The organism is Ruegeria sp. CDSB117, from assembly GCF_059611005.1.
Genome location: NZ_JBXWOS010000034.1, coordinates 1 through 15,094 on the forward strand (window position 1 = coordinate 1; position 15,094 = coordinate 15,094).

The 15,094-nt window shown below is 58.7% G+C and carries 14 protein-coding genes; 3 read left to right on the plus strand and 11 right to left on the minus strand.

Annotated features, from left to right (window positions below):
• Window positions 1-153: 153 nt before the first annotated feature.
• Together phaR and AC2FJC_RS22085 are read left to right on the plus strand one after the other, a co-directional pair.
• Entirely contained in the window at window positions 154-708 is a 555-nt protein-coding gene (gene phaR, locus AC2FJC_RS22080) for a polyhydroxyalkanoate synthesis repressor PhaR (protein WP_496741718.1), read from the plus strand.
• Window positions 709-719: 11 nt separating this feature from the next.
• Window positions 720-1,478, plus strand: a complete 759-nt coding sequence (locus AC2FJC_RS22085) for a trypsin-like serine peptidase (RefSeq protein WP_496741720.1) — start codon at window positions 720-722, stop codon at window positions 1,476-1,478.
• Window positions 1,479-1,484: 6 nt separating this feature from the next.
• Here the strand turns inward: AC2FJC_RS22085 and AC2FJC_RS22090 are convergent, their stop codons facing one another.
• The 7 genes from AC2FJC_RS22090 to AC2FJC_RS22120 form a co-directional block, all read right to left on the minus strand.
• Window positions 1,485-2,699: a DegT/DnrJ/EryC1/StrS family aminotransferase gene (locus AC2FJC_RS22090; protein ID WP_496741722.1), complete on the minus strand. Its 1,215-nt coding sequence runs from the start codon at window positions 2,697-2,699 to the stop codon at window positions 1,485-1,487.
• A gap of 113 nt (window positions 2,700-2,812) precedes the next feature.
• A complete protein-coding gene (locus tag AC2FJC_RS22095; protein WP_496741724.1) occupies window positions 2,813-4,117 on the minus strand; it encodes an NAD(P)/FAD-dependent oxidoreductase in 1,305 nt (434 codons plus the stop codon).
• A gap of 8 nt (window positions 4,118-4,125) precedes the next feature.
• Window positions 4,126-5,484, minus strand: coding sequence for a glutamine synthetase family protein (locus AC2FJC_RS22100; protein WP_496741725.1), 1,359 nt, complete (start codon window positions 5,482-5,484; stop codon window positions 4,126-4,128).
• Entirely contained in the window at window positions 5,484-6,164 is a 681-nt protein-coding gene (locus AC2FJC_RS22105) for a type 1 glutamine amidotransferase (protein ID WP_496741727.1), read from the minus strand. The genes AC2FJC_RS22100 and AC2FJC_RS22105 overlap by 1 nt, the downstream gene beginning before the upstream one ends.
• A 59-nt stretch (window positions 6,165-6,223) precedes the next feature.
• Window positions 6,224-7,543, minus strand: coding sequence for a glutamine synthetase family protein (locus AC2FJC_RS22110; RefSeq protein WP_496741729.1), 1,320 nt, complete (start codon window positions 7,541-7,543; stop codon window positions 6,224-6,226).
• A gap of 129 nt (window positions 7,544-7,672) precedes the next feature.
• Window positions 7,673-9,859 (minus strand): xanthine dehydrogenase family protein molybdopterin-binding subunit, encoded by a 2,187-nt coding sequence (locus AC2FJC_RS22115; protein ID WP_496741731.1) that lies wholly within the window; start codon window positions 9,857-9,859, stop codon window positions 7,673-7,675.
• 3 nt (window positions 9,860-9,862) lie between these two features.
• Window positions 9,863-10,327 carry a (2Fe-2S)-binding protein gene (locus AC2FJC_RS22120; protein ID WP_496741733.1) on the minus strand — a complete coding sequence of 155 codons (465 nt, stop codon included), beginning with the start codon at window positions 10,325-10,327 and terminating at the stop codon, window positions 9,863-9,865.
• 140 nt (window positions 10,328-10,467) lie between these two features.
• Here AC2FJC_RS22120 and AC2FJC_RS22125 point away from each other — a divergent pair, with 140 nt between their 5' ends.
• Window positions 10,468-11,070 carry a TetR/AcrR family transcriptional regulator gene (locus AC2FJC_RS22125; protein ID WP_496741735.1) on the plus strand — a complete coding sequence of 201 codons (603 nt, stop codon included), beginning with the start codon at window positions 10,468-10,470 and terminating at the stop codon, window positions 11,068-11,070.
• Window positions 11,071-11,132: 62 nt separating this feature from the next.
• Here the strand turns inward: AC2FJC_RS22125 and AC2FJC_RS22130 are convergent, their stop codons facing one another.
• Genes AC2FJC_RS22130 through AC2FJC_RS22145 form a run of 4 tightly spaced genes read right to left on the minus strand, consistent with a single transcriptional unit; the run spans window position 11,133 to window position 14,916 of the window.
• The gene (locus tag AC2FJC_RS22130) at window positions 11,133-11,909 is read right to left on the minus strand and encodes a heme ABC transporter ATP-binding protein (protein WP_496741737.1); all 777 of its coding nucleotides are present in this window, start codon (window positions 11,907-11,909) and stop codon (window positions 11,133-11,135) included.
• A 3-nt stretch (window positions 11,910-11,912) separates the two neighbouring features.
• Window positions 11,913-12,989, minus strand: coding sequence for a FecCD family ABC transporter permease (locus tag AC2FJC_RS22135; RefSeq protein WP_496741739.1), 1,077 nt, complete (start codon window positions 12,987-12,989; stop codon window positions 11,913-11,915).
• Window positions 12,986-13,861, minus strand: a complete 876-nt coding sequence (locus tag AC2FJC_RS22140; protein WP_496741741.1) for a heme/hemin ABC transporter substrate-binding protein — start codon at window positions 13,859-13,861, stop codon at window positions 12,986-12,988. Before AC2FJC_RS22140 ends, AC2FJC_RS22135 begins: the two co-directional genes overlap by 4 nt.
• A complete protein-coding gene (locus tag AC2FJC_RS22145; RefSeq protein ID WP_496741742.1) occupies window positions 13,861-14,916 on the minus strand; it encodes a hemin-degrading factor in 1,056 nt (351 codons plus the stop codon). The genes AC2FJC_RS22140 and AC2FJC_RS22145 overlap by 1 nt, the downstream gene beginning before the upstream one ends.
• Window positions 14,917-15,094 lie beyond the last annotated feature (178 nt).

Consider the following 15,094-nt stretch of genomic DNA (forward strand, 5'->3'; position numbering starts at 1 on the left):
GCCGCTGCTGCCAAGTAAGCAAACGCCGCGAGGCGCACCCACTCCTCCCAATCGGTGCAATCGCGCAGGGCAGGTCGAAAGACCTGCCCTTTCTTTTTGTGCTGCGCTCGCATAATCTCTGCTGCAATGCATCATCCTTGGGGAGGGTAAACGGTGTCGGAACAAGAAAAACCACTGTTGATCAAACGTTATGCCAGCCGTCGGCTGTATAACACCGAGACCAGCGACTACGTCACGCTTGAAGACATTGCGTCGTTTATTCGGGACGGGCGCGAAGTACAGATCATAGACCTGAAGTCAGGTGATGATCTGACGCGGCAATATCTGCTGCAAATCATTGCTGAACACGAAAGCCGCGGCGAAAATGTGCTGCCGGTCAATGTGCTGAACGATCTTGTGCGCAGCTACATGCTGCCGGGTGGCGGTGTGATGCCGCAATTCCTGCAAAGCTCATTCGAGATGCTGCGGGAAAACCAGAGCAAGATGATGGAAAACATGAGCGCGATGAATCCGATGTCTCAGATGCCGGGATTCGATGCAATTCAGGCGCAGCAGCAAGCATTCCTGAAAGCCATGACAGGTGGTCTGTCCGGCGGATGGTCCGGCCCGGACAAAGACGATGACGCCAAATCCGAGTCCAAGGAAGATTTGGACGACATCAAAAAACAGTTGGCGGAACTGCAGCAAAAGCTGTCCAAGCTCAACTGACGCGGCCCAAAATGCGCTGGTTGTTCCTGAGTATCACGCTACTTTGGATGCAACCCGCGTTGTCGCAAGGTGTTTTCTCGGATCAGTGGACCCAAGTTTGTACATTGGGGACACGGGCCGAAGCCGGATGTGACGCGATTCGTGCGCGCGAAATTCTTGCGGCCGATCAGCCCCCATGGCGCGCGATTGGACGTGTTAATTTTGCCAGTCGGGATCAGAAGTCTCACTGCACCGGTGTTCTTGTTTCGGACAACCTTGTCCTGACCGCCGCGCATTGCTTGTACAACACACCGCGTCAGCGGTGGATTCCCCCCTCAAGCATCCGTTTTGCCGCCGGTTATCAGCGCGGAGAAGCCGCTGCGGTTTCAGGCGTGAATGGGTATCGGCTCCATCCCGAACAGGGCGGCGAAGGTCGGTTTGATGACAGAGCAGACCTGGATTGGGCGGTTCTCGAACTCAGCGCGCCGATTGGGCAACAGGTCGGCTATCTGCCCCTGGCGGATGATGGCGCGATTGAAACATTTGTTGCGGGGTATCCCGGTATCCGACCCCATGTCCTGAGCAAAACAAACACCTGCCAGCCGCACCGCCAGTCAAGCGGGGTTTTGCTGGCGACATGTCCGGTCATGATGGGCGATTCTGGTGCACCTCTCTTGGTCGAGACGGAAACCGGTTTGCAGGTTGTCGGAATCCTATCCCGCGTGGCTGCAACCCCCAAGGGGGTCACAGCGCTGTTTTTGCCGGTCGATCTGTTTGACCTTGGATCTTAGTCGCCGTCAGGTTCCATACACCGGAACCGGGCCTGTAACCTCGCCCACAGACGCCAGCAGGATATCCGAAATCACGTCCAGCTCTTCGCGCGTCAGGCGCACAGGCAGCCGGACGTCGCAAGCTTTCATAAGCATTGCGCGGGTTTGCGGTAGCTCGAACTTTTCCGGCAGGAATTGCCAGTTCCAGAATGCGCGTGCGTTGTCCTGACTCAGACCAAAGACCTGAACCTTGACGCCCCGCGCCTCAGCTGCCGCAGCAAAGGCGCAGATTTCGTTGTCATCCATGCCCACAAGGTTGAACTGAATGGAATCTGGTGCCCGGCGTTCTGGTGCCAGGGGGGCGGGGACGTCGATATGGGGCGATGTATTCAGCCGGTCTGCTACATAGTCGTGGTTGGACAGGCCATCACGCACTCGACGCGCAAGTTCCGGGATTTGGGGCCGGATTACAGCAGCGCTCAGATTGCTCATCCGCAAATTATAGAGCGGCAATTGGTTCTGCCAGCGGGCAAACGCCTGCTCCAACTCGGGCGAGTTGTCGCCTTGCGGTCCTTTGTGCTTTTTCCAGTTATGTTCATACGCGCCCGACATGATCACGGCTTGCGCCACCAGATCGGCGTCGTCGGTGATCAGAATACCGCCTTCGCCCGCGTTGATCATCTTGTAGGACTGAAATGAGAAGCAGCCGATCTTGCCAATCGTTCCGATATTGCGCCCATGCCAGGTTGTGCCCAGCGAGTGCGCCGCGTCCTCGATCACAGGGATGCCGCGCGCGTCACACAGCGCCATGATGGCGTCCATGTCTGAAGTGTGGCCGCGCATGTGGCTGATGATCACGGCCTGAGCACCGTCCAGCTTGACCTCGAAATCCGACATGTCGATGCGGTAATTCTCACCCACTTCGCACAGAACCGGAATGCAGTCCGCATGCACGACCGAGGACGGAACGGCGGCGAAGGTGAAACCGGGGATCAAAACCCGCGCATCCCGCGGCAGGCCGAGCGCCTTGAGCGACAGGAACAGGGCAGCCGAGCAGGACGAAACGGCCAGCGCGTATTTACTGCCCAGCAGCTTGGCAAACTCGGCCTCAAGCAAGGCAACCGGCGCGTCCTGCGGTGCGGTATAGCGAAACAGATCGCCTGACTGCATCAGGGCGTCGATGGCTTCTTTTGCTGCTGGGGGGATTGGTTCGGCGGCATGAACGTTTGGCGGAAGCGTCATATTTGATTTTCCCAAATTCTATCTTTGGGAAAGTTAAAGCTAAACGAAATGCAAGCCAAGCCCTCATTCGCCCCTAAGGCGAAATTTCACCGATATGCCAAAGTTCCTAAAGGTCAGAAACCCAACCGGTCCCGCAGCGCGAACCATGTCATCGCCAGCACCAGCAGAGGGCTGCGCAGGGCAGGGCCTCCTGGAAAGGGCATGGCGGGGACGCGGGCCATCGTGTCGAACCCTTCGGCATGCCCCTGGATGGCCAGTGCCATCAGTTGGCCCGCATGCGTGGCCGTGCCGACCCCGTGCCCGGAATAACCCGACGCGGATAGGATATTGGGCGCGATCCGCGCCAGATACGGCATCCGACGCATTGTGATGGCCAGAGTGCCTCCCCAAGCGTAGTCGATCTTTACATCCCTCAAGTGCGGGAAAATCTCGGTCATCGGTTTGCGCACTGTTGCCGTGATGTCACTGGGAAAACGGTAGCCGTAGCTTTCGCCGCCGCCGAACAGCAGGCGGCCATCGGCGCTAAGGCGGAAGTAATTCACCACGAACTTGGTGTCGGCGACAGCCACGTCCTTTGTCAGAACGCGGGCGGCATCCGCGCCCAAAGGCTCGGTCGCGGCGATGAAGTTGTTGATGGGCATGACCTTGGTGGCCACCTTGCGGTTCAGATCGCCGAGATATCCGTTGCAGGCCAGAATGGCGTGGTCTGCCGTCACATTGCCCTGCGCGGATTTCACAACGGCTGGGGTGGTTTCTTCGACGCCAAGAACCTCGGTGCTTTCATAGATGCGTACGCCTGCTTTTGCCGCTGCCTGAGCCAGCCCCAACGCAAAATTCAGCGGATGCAGATGCGCCGCGCCCATATCCAGATAGCCGCCCCGATAAGAGGGCGAAGGACACAATGCCTGACCTGCGCCTTCGTCCAGAACCTCCATCTGGTCATAACCATAGCGGTCGGACAGATGTGCCGCGTGATCGTGAAGCTCTTGCTGTTCACCATTGCTGAGGCCCAGAACGGCTACGCCGGGTTTCAGATCACAGTCGATCTGGTGCTTCGCGATCAGGGACTTGACCAGATCTTTTGCGTCTTCGGCTAGGTCCCACAGCTTGGCGGCGTCATCATCGCCGACCAGCCGCTCGAGGTCTTCCTGATCCATCCGCTGCGCACTGCCCAGCTGTCCGCCATTGCGGCCTGATGCCCCAAAGCCAACGCGGTGCGCCTCAAGCAGAACAACATCGAACCCTGCTTCGGCCAGATGTAACGCGGCGGACAGGCCGGTATACCCGCCGCCCACGATGCAAACATCAGCCTTCACATCGCCGGACAGCGCGGGGAAGCGATCCACCGGATTGGCCGTAGCAGCGTACCAGCTGGCCGGGTACTCGGCCTTGCGGTCATTGGAATAAAGCAGGTTCATCGGGTGCCTCAGACATTCATCAGCAGATGTTCGCGCTCCCACGGAGAGATGACCTGCAGGAATTCCTCGTATTCGGCCCGTTTGACGATGCCATAGACGCGGGCGAACTCAGGGCCCAGAACTTCGTGCAAGGCAGTGGCCTCATCAAACAGGTCCAAAGCGTTGCCCATAACCTGCGGGATATCACCTTCGCCCTCATAGGCGTCACCGTAGAATTGGCGGCGCGGGCGCTCTTGCCGGGTCAGGCCCAGATAACCACACGCCAGAGACAACGCGATGCCCAGATAGGGGTTGCAATCCATCCCTGCGATCCGGTTTTCCACGCGGCGTGCCTCGGGGCCGGACAGGGGTACGCGAATGCCGGTGGTGCGATTGTCACGCGCCCATTCCAGATTGATCGGCGCGGCGTGGTCTTTCACATAACGGCGGTAGGAATTCACGTACGGGGCCATCACGGCCAGGCCAGCTGGCAGGTGGTTCTGCAACCCGGCAATGAAGTTGTAGAACGCGTCCGTTTCACCACCTTGAGGACCGGAAAAGATGTTCTGGCCTGTTTCCATGTCGATAATCGAGTGGTGGATGTGCATGGCCGAGCCTGGCTCATCCTCGATCGGTTTTGCCATGAACGTGGCAAAGCAGTTGTGGCGCAGCGCGGCTTCGCGGATCAGACGTTTGAAGTAGAACACTTCGTCAGCCAGTTTGACCGGGTCGCCATGGCGCAGGTTGATTTCCAGCTGACCCGCGCCGCCTTCCTGCGTGATGCCGTCAATTTCGAACCCTTGATGTTCAGCAAAATCATAGATGTCGTCGATCACAGGTCCGAACTCGTCCACCGCGGTCATCGAATAGGCCTGCCGCGCGGCTGCCGGACGACCCGAACGGCCCATCATCGGTTTGATGCCCTGTGCCGGGTCGACATTGGGGGCGACCAGAAAGAACTCCATTTCCGGTGCTACGACCGGTTTCCATCCCTTGTCGTGATACAGCTGCACGACGCGTTTCAGAACATTTCGCGGGCTGAACGGGATCGGCTTGTCGTCCCGGTCATAGGCGTCGTGAATAACCTGCAATGTCCAGTCACCCGTCCACGGCGCGGCAGATACGGTCGAGAAATCAGGTTTCAGGATCATGTCCCGTTCGATGAACCCGTCCTCACCCGCTGCTTCACCCCAATCGCCCGTGATGGTTTGATAAAAGATGCTGTCGGGCAGGTGGAAATAAGTCTGCCGCGCGAATTTGCTGGCAGGTACGGCCTTGCCGCGCGCAATGCCCGGCAGGTCCGAGATGATGCATTCAACCTCATCCAGCCGGTGGCCGGAGATATAATTTTTTGCTGCCTCTGGCAGCTGGTTGGTCCAGTCGGCCATCAGGCCCTCTCTTTCTTCAGAAATTCCGCCATGTGCCGTCCGATGGTCGCGTTGTCGTCGGGACCAGGCAGCCGGTTAGCGGCAGCTTCCATCAACGGGTCGGGAACAACACCCTTGCCGCGCGTTTCCATCAGGCCCTGGATAAAGGCATCGCCGTATTCCGGGTGGGCCTGCACGGTCCAGATGTTGTCGCCATAACTTACCATCGCATTGCGGCAGAAGTCGTTGGTGCCGGTCACACGTGCGCCTTCGGGCAGTTCAACCACCTGATCCTGATGCCAGGCATTCAGGGTGACGGATTGGCCTTCCAAGTCATATTCGGTGCGCCCCACGGCCCAGCCACCGGTAAACTTTTCGACTTTGCCGCCAAGCGCCTGCGCGATGATCTGGTGGCCAAAGCACACACCGATCAGCGGGCGACCGCTGCGTTGAATGGCGCGGATCAGATCCTCAAGCGGTGGTATCCACGCATGATCTTCATACGCGCCATGGCGCGAGCCGGTGATGATCCAGCCATCAGCCTGAAACGCGTCCTTGGGGAATTGGCCGTCCACAACGGCGAAGGTTTCGTAGTTAAAACCGTTGCCGTCCAGCAGCGCGGCAAACATCGCGTCATATTCGCTGAATTTGTCCTGCAGTTCATCAGGTGGATGGCCGGTCAGTAGGATGCCGATTTTCATGGGTCACCAAATTTGATCAAATTTATTCTAGCCCAGCGGATGCGGGCGGGCAAGGGGGCTCATACGGCTTCGACATAACTCAGCCAATGGTTTTCGAATGGACGCTCGGCGAACCGCTTGATTTCCTGTCGCTTGGTCATGGCGAAATAGCGGATCAGGTCGGCCGGAAAGATGCGCGCGACATTGGGGTCTGTTTCGAATGCTGCAATGGCTTGGGTCCAGTCGGCAGCCAATTGCGGCAGCCCGTCGACCTCATAGGCATTGCCCGAAATCGGGGCAGGCGGTTCCGACTGATCTTCGATGCCGTTCATAGCGGCCCCCAGAACAGCGGCCAACATCAGATAGGGGTTGATGTCCCCACCGGCGACGCGGTGTTCGATCCGCCGCGCGGCCGAAGCACCACCGGGAATGCGCACAGCGGCAGTGCGGTTTTCATAGGCCCAGCACGCACCGGTCGGGGCGTGCGCGCCCGGGACCAGGCGCGTGTATGAATTCCCGTGCGGCGCAAAGACAAGCGTACATCCGGGCATCGCGGTCAGGCATCCCGCCACCGCCCAGCGAAGAAAATCGGTGCCTTCGGGTCCACCGTTGTCAAACACGTTGCGGCCCTGTTGATCCACGACCGAGAAATGGACATGCATCCCGTTGCCAGCGTCATCGGCGTAGGGTTTCGCCATGAAGGTTGCGGTGAACCCGTGTTTACGGGCAAGGCCACGCGCCAAGGCCTTGAAAAGCCATGTATCATCGGCACAGCGCATGGCGTTTTGGTGATTCAGGTTGATTTCGAACTGGCCAATACCGCTTTCCGAGATGGCGGTTTGCGCGGGAATGCCCATCGCAGCGCACCCGTCATATAGGTCGGTGAAGAACGCATCGAAGGCATCCAATTCGGCCATCGACAGGACTGCCTCATCCTCCAGTCGTCGCCGGGTCACAGGATTGACCGGCGGCTGCGGCTGCGCACCCGAGGCGTCTAGCAAGGTGAACTCCAGCTCTGTCGCCGCAATGACCGACCAGCCGCGCTGTGCATAGCGATCAAGGACAGAGGCAAGTGCATGCCTGGGGTCGCCAGCAAACGGGGTGCCTTCGTCGTCATACAGGCACATGGGGACAAGAGCGGTTTCCGTTTCCAGCCAAGGCACAGGCACAGGACCGCGCTCGGTCGGAAGCAAGACACCATCTGCGTCACCGGATTCGAATACCAGCGGGCTGCCGTCGATATCCGCGCCCCACAGGTCGACATTCAACGCTGAAAACGGCATGCGCAGCGTGCCTTTGTCCAGCTTGTCGGCGTAAGAGGGCGGCACACGCTTGCCTCGCATCTGACCATTCAGGTCACATGCGGCAACGCGAAAACTGTGCAGGGCGCTCAGATCCATCACTGACTCCATTACTTGGCTACCCGAGGTGTAATAGAGGAGTGACCTGTTGTCACGAAATTTGATCAAATTTTCTTTGACCGAGAAAAACCCCGCGCTCGTCCGTTGGGACAGGCGCGGGGTTGGTCGTCAGACGAAGCTGACGCCGTTTTCCACCATCGGCAGAGTGGTGACTTTCACGCCGGAAAGCGCCCGGATCGCATTAGCCAGCGCGGGGGCCGAAGGCGGTGTGCCGGGTTCTCCAACACCAGTGGGGGCTTCGGCGGAAGGCACGATATGAACGTCAATCTCGGCAATATCGCCGATGCGCAGCGGTTCATATTCAGGGAAGTTGTACTGATCCACCGCGCCTTGGGTCAGCGTGATCTGATCACGCATGACGTGGCCGATACCATATCCGATACCGCCCTCCATCTGCGCGCGCACCACGTCGGGGTTCACAGCAATCCCGCAATCCACGGCGCATGTGACCTTCTCGATCTTGATGCCGTTTTCCGGATCACCGGACACCTCAACAACCTGTGCGGCATAGGACCCAAAGGACTTATGCACCGCGATACCTTGTGCGCGACCCGCAGGAGCATTGCCCCAACCGGCCTTCTCAACAGCCAGCTTCAGAACTTCTGCCTTGCGTTGCTGATCCGCGTTGTTGGTATCCGACAGATGGGACAGACGGAACTCTACCGGGTCACGACCTGCGGCCTCGGCAACGGTATCCATCATCGTCTCCATGACATATCCGGTGTGCGTGTGCCCCACCGAGCGCCACCATAGAACCGTTGTTGCCTTGGGGGTGTCGGTTAGACCCAACGCCATTCCGGGGATGTCATACGGGCTGTCGGCAATGCCCTCGACAGAGCTGTGGTCGACGCCGTCATGTACCGCGACGGCCTCAAACGGTGTGCCCTTGATGACCGACTGACCGGCGACCTGATGCTGCCAGCCGACGATTTTGCCATCGGCGTCCAGGCCAACGCGCACCCTGTGGCCGAAGGCGGGGCGGTAGTAACCGCTGCGGATATCATCTTCGCGTGTCCACACCAGTTTGACCGGGCGCGAGCGGTCGGTGACCACAAAGGCCAGCGCAGCCTCAACCTGATAATCCGCATCTGGCGTCGCCCGCCGTCCAAAGGATCCACCGGCCAGCATTGTTTTGATGTGAATCTTTTCTGGCGGCAGTTGGAAGATCTGCTGATAGGCCATATGCGGGCCGGTCGGCATCTGGGCACCATCGTGCAGGACAATGTCACCTTCGGCAGTTTGCTCGATGGTGCAGTTCAACGGTTCCATCGGGGCATGTGCCAAAAGCGGGAAATAGAAGGTCTTTTCAACGACCTTGTCCGCGCTATCAATGGCCGAGGACACCGCTGCGACATCCGCCTTGTTCACGTTATACGTGGCTTCGGCGTCCAGAGCGGCCATGATTTCGGCCTTGATCTGGTCCGAGTCGCGGGTCTCAGATCCGGACATGTCCCAGTCGACCTCAAGCGCGTCGCGCGCCTGAATGGCGGCCCAGGTGTTTTCGGCATAAACCGCGACGCCTGCCTGATTTGGAAGAACTGCCGCGCTGATAAATCCCTTGACCTCTTTTGACGCGCTGTCGTCAAATCCGTTGGCAATACCGCCTTTCGATTCAGGGCGCTTGATCATGGCGACCATCTGGTTCGGCAGATGGACGTCCATCGCGTACATTGCCTGACCGTTGCCCTTGATGGCCGAATCCTTGCGGCGCACCGTTTCGTTTCCGATCAGACGGAACTCTGACGGGTCTTTCAGGCGCGGCTCGGCCGGGGCCTCCAGTTGAGAGGCCGCGGCCACGAATTCAGCGATTGGGGCCGATTTGTCGCCTGCCTTGACGATACCTTCCTCAATGGTGATGCCGGATGCGTCCACGCCCCAGCTTTGCGCAGCGGCATTGATCAGCATCTCACGCACTGCCGCACCTGCCTGACGGTATTGCATCCACGAATTTGCCATTGCGGTCGATCCGCCGGTGCCCTGGAAGGGGCCGAACAGCAGGTTGTTATAGACCTGCGGGTTGGACGGCGCGAATTCGTATTCGATCTGGTCCATGGTCAGGCCGATTTCCTCTGCGATCAGCGTCGGCAGGCCGGTTGCCGGACCTTGGCCCTTTTCAAAGTGTTTTACGATGGCTGTAACAGTGCCGTCGGCATCGATCTTCACGAATGGGTTGAATTGAGCGGTCTCTGACGAAGCAGCCGCCAGCGCCCCATCAGGGTGAGCGCCAACCAGCAGTACGGCACCGGCAGCAGCGGCACCTTTCAGAAATCCACGGCGAGAGGTGTTGAGGGTCATGGATCAGGCCTCCAGAATTTCAGATGCGCGCTGGATTCCTGCGCGAATGCGTTGATAGGTGGCGCAACGACAGGCGTTGCCATGCATGTATTCGTCAATCTCTTCGACGCTGGGTTTGGGGTTTTCGGACAATAGTCCAACCGCCGACATCACCTGACCCGACTGGCAATAGCCGCACTGGACCACGTCCAGCTCGACCCAAGCTTGTTGAATGGCCGCGCCGATTTTGTCGTCTCCAACCGCCTCGATTGTAGTGATCTCGGCATCTTCGACATCTTCGATATAAGTCTGGCACGAGCGCACAGGCTCGCCGTTCAGGTGCACGGTGCACGCGCCGCAAGATGCGACACCGCAGCCGAATTTGGTTCCGGTCAGCTTAAGCTCGTCCCGGATCACCCATAGCAGGGGCGTGCCGGGTTCGGCGTCGACCGAGTGGGTTTCGCCGTTCAGTTTTAATGTCAGTGCCATGAGGGGGCTCTCCGTGTTGGGCTGGTTACCTGAGTCGGTAAACTGGCGGGTTTACACTAGGCCAGAAATCCGCGCGTGTAAACTGGTGAGTTTACGTAGTGTTTGACCTTGATCTGTCAATGGGTCTATAGCTTTATAATATGAACGAATGCACAGCGCCGAATGCGTCCAAACATGCCCAGATCATCGAAGCGGCCGTAGCGGAATTCCAAGAAAAGGGGTTCGCCGCTGCCAGCATGGATCGCATTTCTGCGCAGGCCGAAGTGTCCAAGCGCACGCTGTACAAGTACTTTGAAAGCAAGGAAAACCTGTTTAGATCCATCGTGTTGGAACTGTCTAACCGGTTCGCGGCCGTTCGGGACATCCGCTATGAAAAAGGGCGCGACATTCGTAAACAGCTGACCGATCTGGCCTGGGCCGAGGGGCGCATTCTGATGCTGCCCGAAGTGATGGCGATGGCGCGGATGGTGATCAGCGAAACCCTGCGCAACCCTGATCTTGCTGCCGCTGCGCAAGGCAAACTGGACAAAACAGCGATCTTTATCGAGATGCTGAGGGATGCAGCCGAAGACGGGCAGTTGCGGATCGAAAACCCCGAACAGGCGGGACAGGAATTCATCGGCCTGATTAAGTCCAGAGCTTTCTGGCCCATGGTTTTCACTGGTAATGTTCTGGATGAAGCCGAGATGACCGCGACCATAGAAAGCAGCGTCGCCATGATCCTCAGTCGCTATGGCGTCTAGGTTCAATGCAACGGCAGGGCGGGCATCTAAGTCTGAAGAATATGCCCGCCACAGTATTGTTCTTAAGCCGTCATGGCCTGCGGTAGAATGAACGGAACTTGAGCCTTAGGAATGGTGCTGACCGGCAAGTCGATACCATAAACCTCCTGCATAGTCTGGTCGTTCAGGATCGCAGCTGGTGTGCCTGAGCCCCAAACAGATCCTTCCGATATGACATACATATAGTCGGCAAACAGCGCCGTCAGGTTCAGGTCGTGCATGACAACGACTACGCCGCCGCCTTGTTTGGTAAAGCTACGCGCAACGCCCAGCACAGTGAATTGATGCGCGATATCAAGGCTTGCAACGGGTTCGTCCAGCAAAAGCCACCGAGGCTGGTCATGATATGTCGCGTCCCAGACCTGTGTCAGGACGCGGGCAAGCTGAACCCGTTGCTGCTCACCCCCCGAAAGGCTCTGATAAGACCGGTGCTCAAACCCAGCGAGGTCGACATAGGCCAGGGCCTGCGCTGGCAGACTGTCATCCGTCGCGGCTAGCCCGTTTGCTAGGCCCAGTCGGACGATCTCGAGCACAGTGAAGGGAAAGGCAACGGTTGACGATTGCGGTAGAACCCCGCGCATTGCAGCCAGTTGCCAAGGCTTCAGCTCGGAAATGCTGTGCCCGTTCAGAGAAATCTCTCCCGAAGATTCAAGTTCACCTGATAAGGCTTTGAGTAGCGTAGATTTTCCCGAGCCATTCGGGCCGATGATGGCTGTGACTTTTCCGGGTTCCGCGTCAAAGTCCACGCCGTGGAGAATCTCCTTACGGCCGAGTTTGACGTGAATGTTTTCGCCCTTCATCACTTACATTCCCATTGTTCCGTGACGCCGCAGCAGAATCCACAAGAAGACCGGTGCGCCTAAGATTGCAGTTACGATGCCAATCGGCAGTTCGGCCGGTGCCACGATCAGGCGACTGATCATGTCTGCACACAGCAGTAAGCTAGCCCCTAACAGGGCCGAGTTCATCAACAGGCGGTGGTGGTCCGGTCCGGTCGCCAACCGCAGCAGATGCGGCACAACGATACCGATGAAACCAATGCCTCCGGAGACTGCGACGGCGGCTCCGGTCGCGCCGGCCACGGCCAGAATGGCGATGTTTTTGCTGCGCTGAACCGGGATTCCCATGTGGAGCGCCACGGCTTCGCCCATCGCCATGCCGTTCAGCGCACGGGCAAGGAACTGGGCCGTGAACACGGAAATCAAGATGATCGGAGCGGCCGTGGCTGCTTTGGTCCATGTTGCGCCGGCCAGCGAGCCCATGCCCCAGAACGTCAGGTCGCGCAGCTGTTGGTCATCGGCCATGTAGACCAGAACCCCGGACACAGCGCCCGACAGCGCACCCAACGCGATCCCTGCCAACAGCATGGTTGCAACCGATGTCTGGCCGCCCCGCGTAGAAACGCGATAGAGCAGCAAGACGGACGTCCACCCGCCCAGAAATGCCGCCACGGCGACCAAGCTATTACCGACCCAGGCCAGAATGGAGGCGGGCAGGTACGCACCAAGGATGATCGCGGAAATCGCGCCCAGACCGGCACCTGCGCTGACGCCCACAATTCCAGGGTCAGCCAAAGGGTTGCGAAACAGGCCCTGCATCACCACGCCGGAAACCGCCAAAGCAGCGCCGACCAGAACCCCCATCGCCAGCCGGGGCAGGCGGATATCCCACAAGACGATCCGGTCGAGGTCCGAGATGTCCCGCCCTGCAATCAGGTCTGCGAATGCTGCGCGAACGGATGCGTCCGACGCGCCGACCGAGATGCTGCAGATGCTGGTCAAGACCAACAGCGCCATAAGGGCCAGAGTGACCCGGCGCGCCGTCACGCGGCGGTCGTGAGCAGCCACGTTGAGCCCATCGTGATCCATTGCAAGGGTCATGAGCCGTTTATTCTCTGCAATTCCGCCGACAGATCAGCAATCGCCTCTGCCGTTCGGGGGCCAAAGCCCAGCAGATAGGCCCCCTGCATGCGGATCAGACGTTTTTTCTGTCCAGCGGGCGTCAGCTTGATGGCTGGCATGGCAAACAGGTCTTCATTGGCGGTGATGTGGTTGCCTTGCCGATCCATCATCAAGATCACGTCCGGCGCGGTTGTGGCAATCGCTTCGGGTGTCATGGGTTTGAAACCCGATACGTTGCCAGCTGCGTTCACGCCGCCAGCCAGACGAATGATACTGTCTGCCTGTGTGTCCGCGCCGCCAACCATGATGCGATTATCCTGAGCTGACAGGACAAACAGAACCCGGGGTGTGCCGCCCACCGAAGCATCAACTGCATTCGAATGGGCCCCATCAATCTTGGCACCGGTCTGAGTGGCAAGTTCTTCGGCGGCCTCTTCGACGCCCAGCGCGGCCCCGACGGCCCGTATTTTATCCACCACGCCATCGCGCGAATAGTCTTCGTTGATCGAGATAAATGGCACACCGGCCTCTCTGAGAACTTCGACAGCTTCCGGTGGGCCGGACCCTTCCAAGGCCACGATCAGGTCGGGTTTGACCGACAAGACCCCTTCGGGGGACAGCGCGCGGATGTAACCCACATCGGGCAGGTCCAGCACATCAGCTGGGTAGGTCGAGGTCCGGTCCCGCCCAACAAGGCGGTCCTGCTGACCAAGGGCATAGACGATCTCGGTCACGGAACTGCCGATGGCGATGATGCGGTTGGGTTCTGGCTCATCTGCTGCGATGGCTGATGTTCCAATCAGCGCGCCGGCTAGCGCGACGACCGATGAATACCTGCAAAGGGGGCTCATCACGCCACCTCGGTTTCTTTTTTGGATTGCAGGCCTGCCACCAGTTGGTCCCAGGCCGGGCGGTGATCGTTTTCGCCTGAACGGCGACCAAATATCTGCAGAATAAGACCACCGCCGGCATCGAAGGCCTCAACCGAAACGGCGGGTCCGCGTTGGGTGGGTTTGGTCACGGCCCAAACCTCGGCAATATGGTCTGAGCGCAGGTGCAAATTGAAGCGCGGATCAAGCACGTTGAACCACGGACCCATCTGTTTAAGCGTCTCAACCGACCCACCGTGAATTTCGATGCACCCCCGGTTGCCGACGAAAACCATGATCTCAAGCCCTTGGTCCCGGACCTGTTCGAACATCTGGGAAACCGTTGCAGGTTCAAGCGCGCGAACCAGCGGTTCACCAGCGACGCGGTAGGCGCCCAATCGGTTCATCTTCAGCTTTGAGGTTAGGCGCAGGAACTGGTGTGTATCCGTCATCTTGGCCCATTCCGATCGCAGAAGTTCGACCTTGTCGGTATTCACTTTGGCGGCCTCGGTTGGCTTTCGCGGCTCGACACTCATCGTCTGGGACTGGTCATTCGCCTTCAATTTGCTAACAAGTTCGCTCCAGTGGTTCAGGTCAGAGCCTTCACGCAAAAAGATCTTGTGCACCGCATCTCCGGCTGCATCAAAGACCTGCAGCGATCGTTTCGTCCCATTCTCTGTCTCACGCTCGACCGCGAAAGCATGCACCCATTGGCTGGGGAACATGCGCAGATCAATCTCTTCGGTCAGAACCATCGAAGCATGCGCGCCAGAGTGGTAGTTGTCGTATTGCCCGACCTTTTCAATGACGCAGGAGGGGTTGCGCGTCAGCGCCATGACCTTACCCAGCCCGTTGAGCATCGGGAAGATGTCATCAAGGCTTGCCGAAAGCCGCGTTACGTCGATACCCGCAAACGCCGCAACGAGTTGACCTTCGGTTATTCCAAGTGATTCCGCCAAGTCGCGGTCACGTTTTCCGGTGTTTTCAACATAGGCTGCACGAATCTGATCCGGGGCCAGAAGCACCTGTTCCGTCATGGGCTTTTCCATCTTCGATTTTCATGGGTGTCGGGCTGGCACGGTCACCGGTGAGCGCGGGGAACTGCTGGCGGCGGTCGTAAGGACGACCAGGAATTTATGTTGACTGTTTTAGTCAACTTTATTAACGAGCACAAGTCGCCAAAAAAGGCGATTCCAAAAATCATAAAAGACTGAC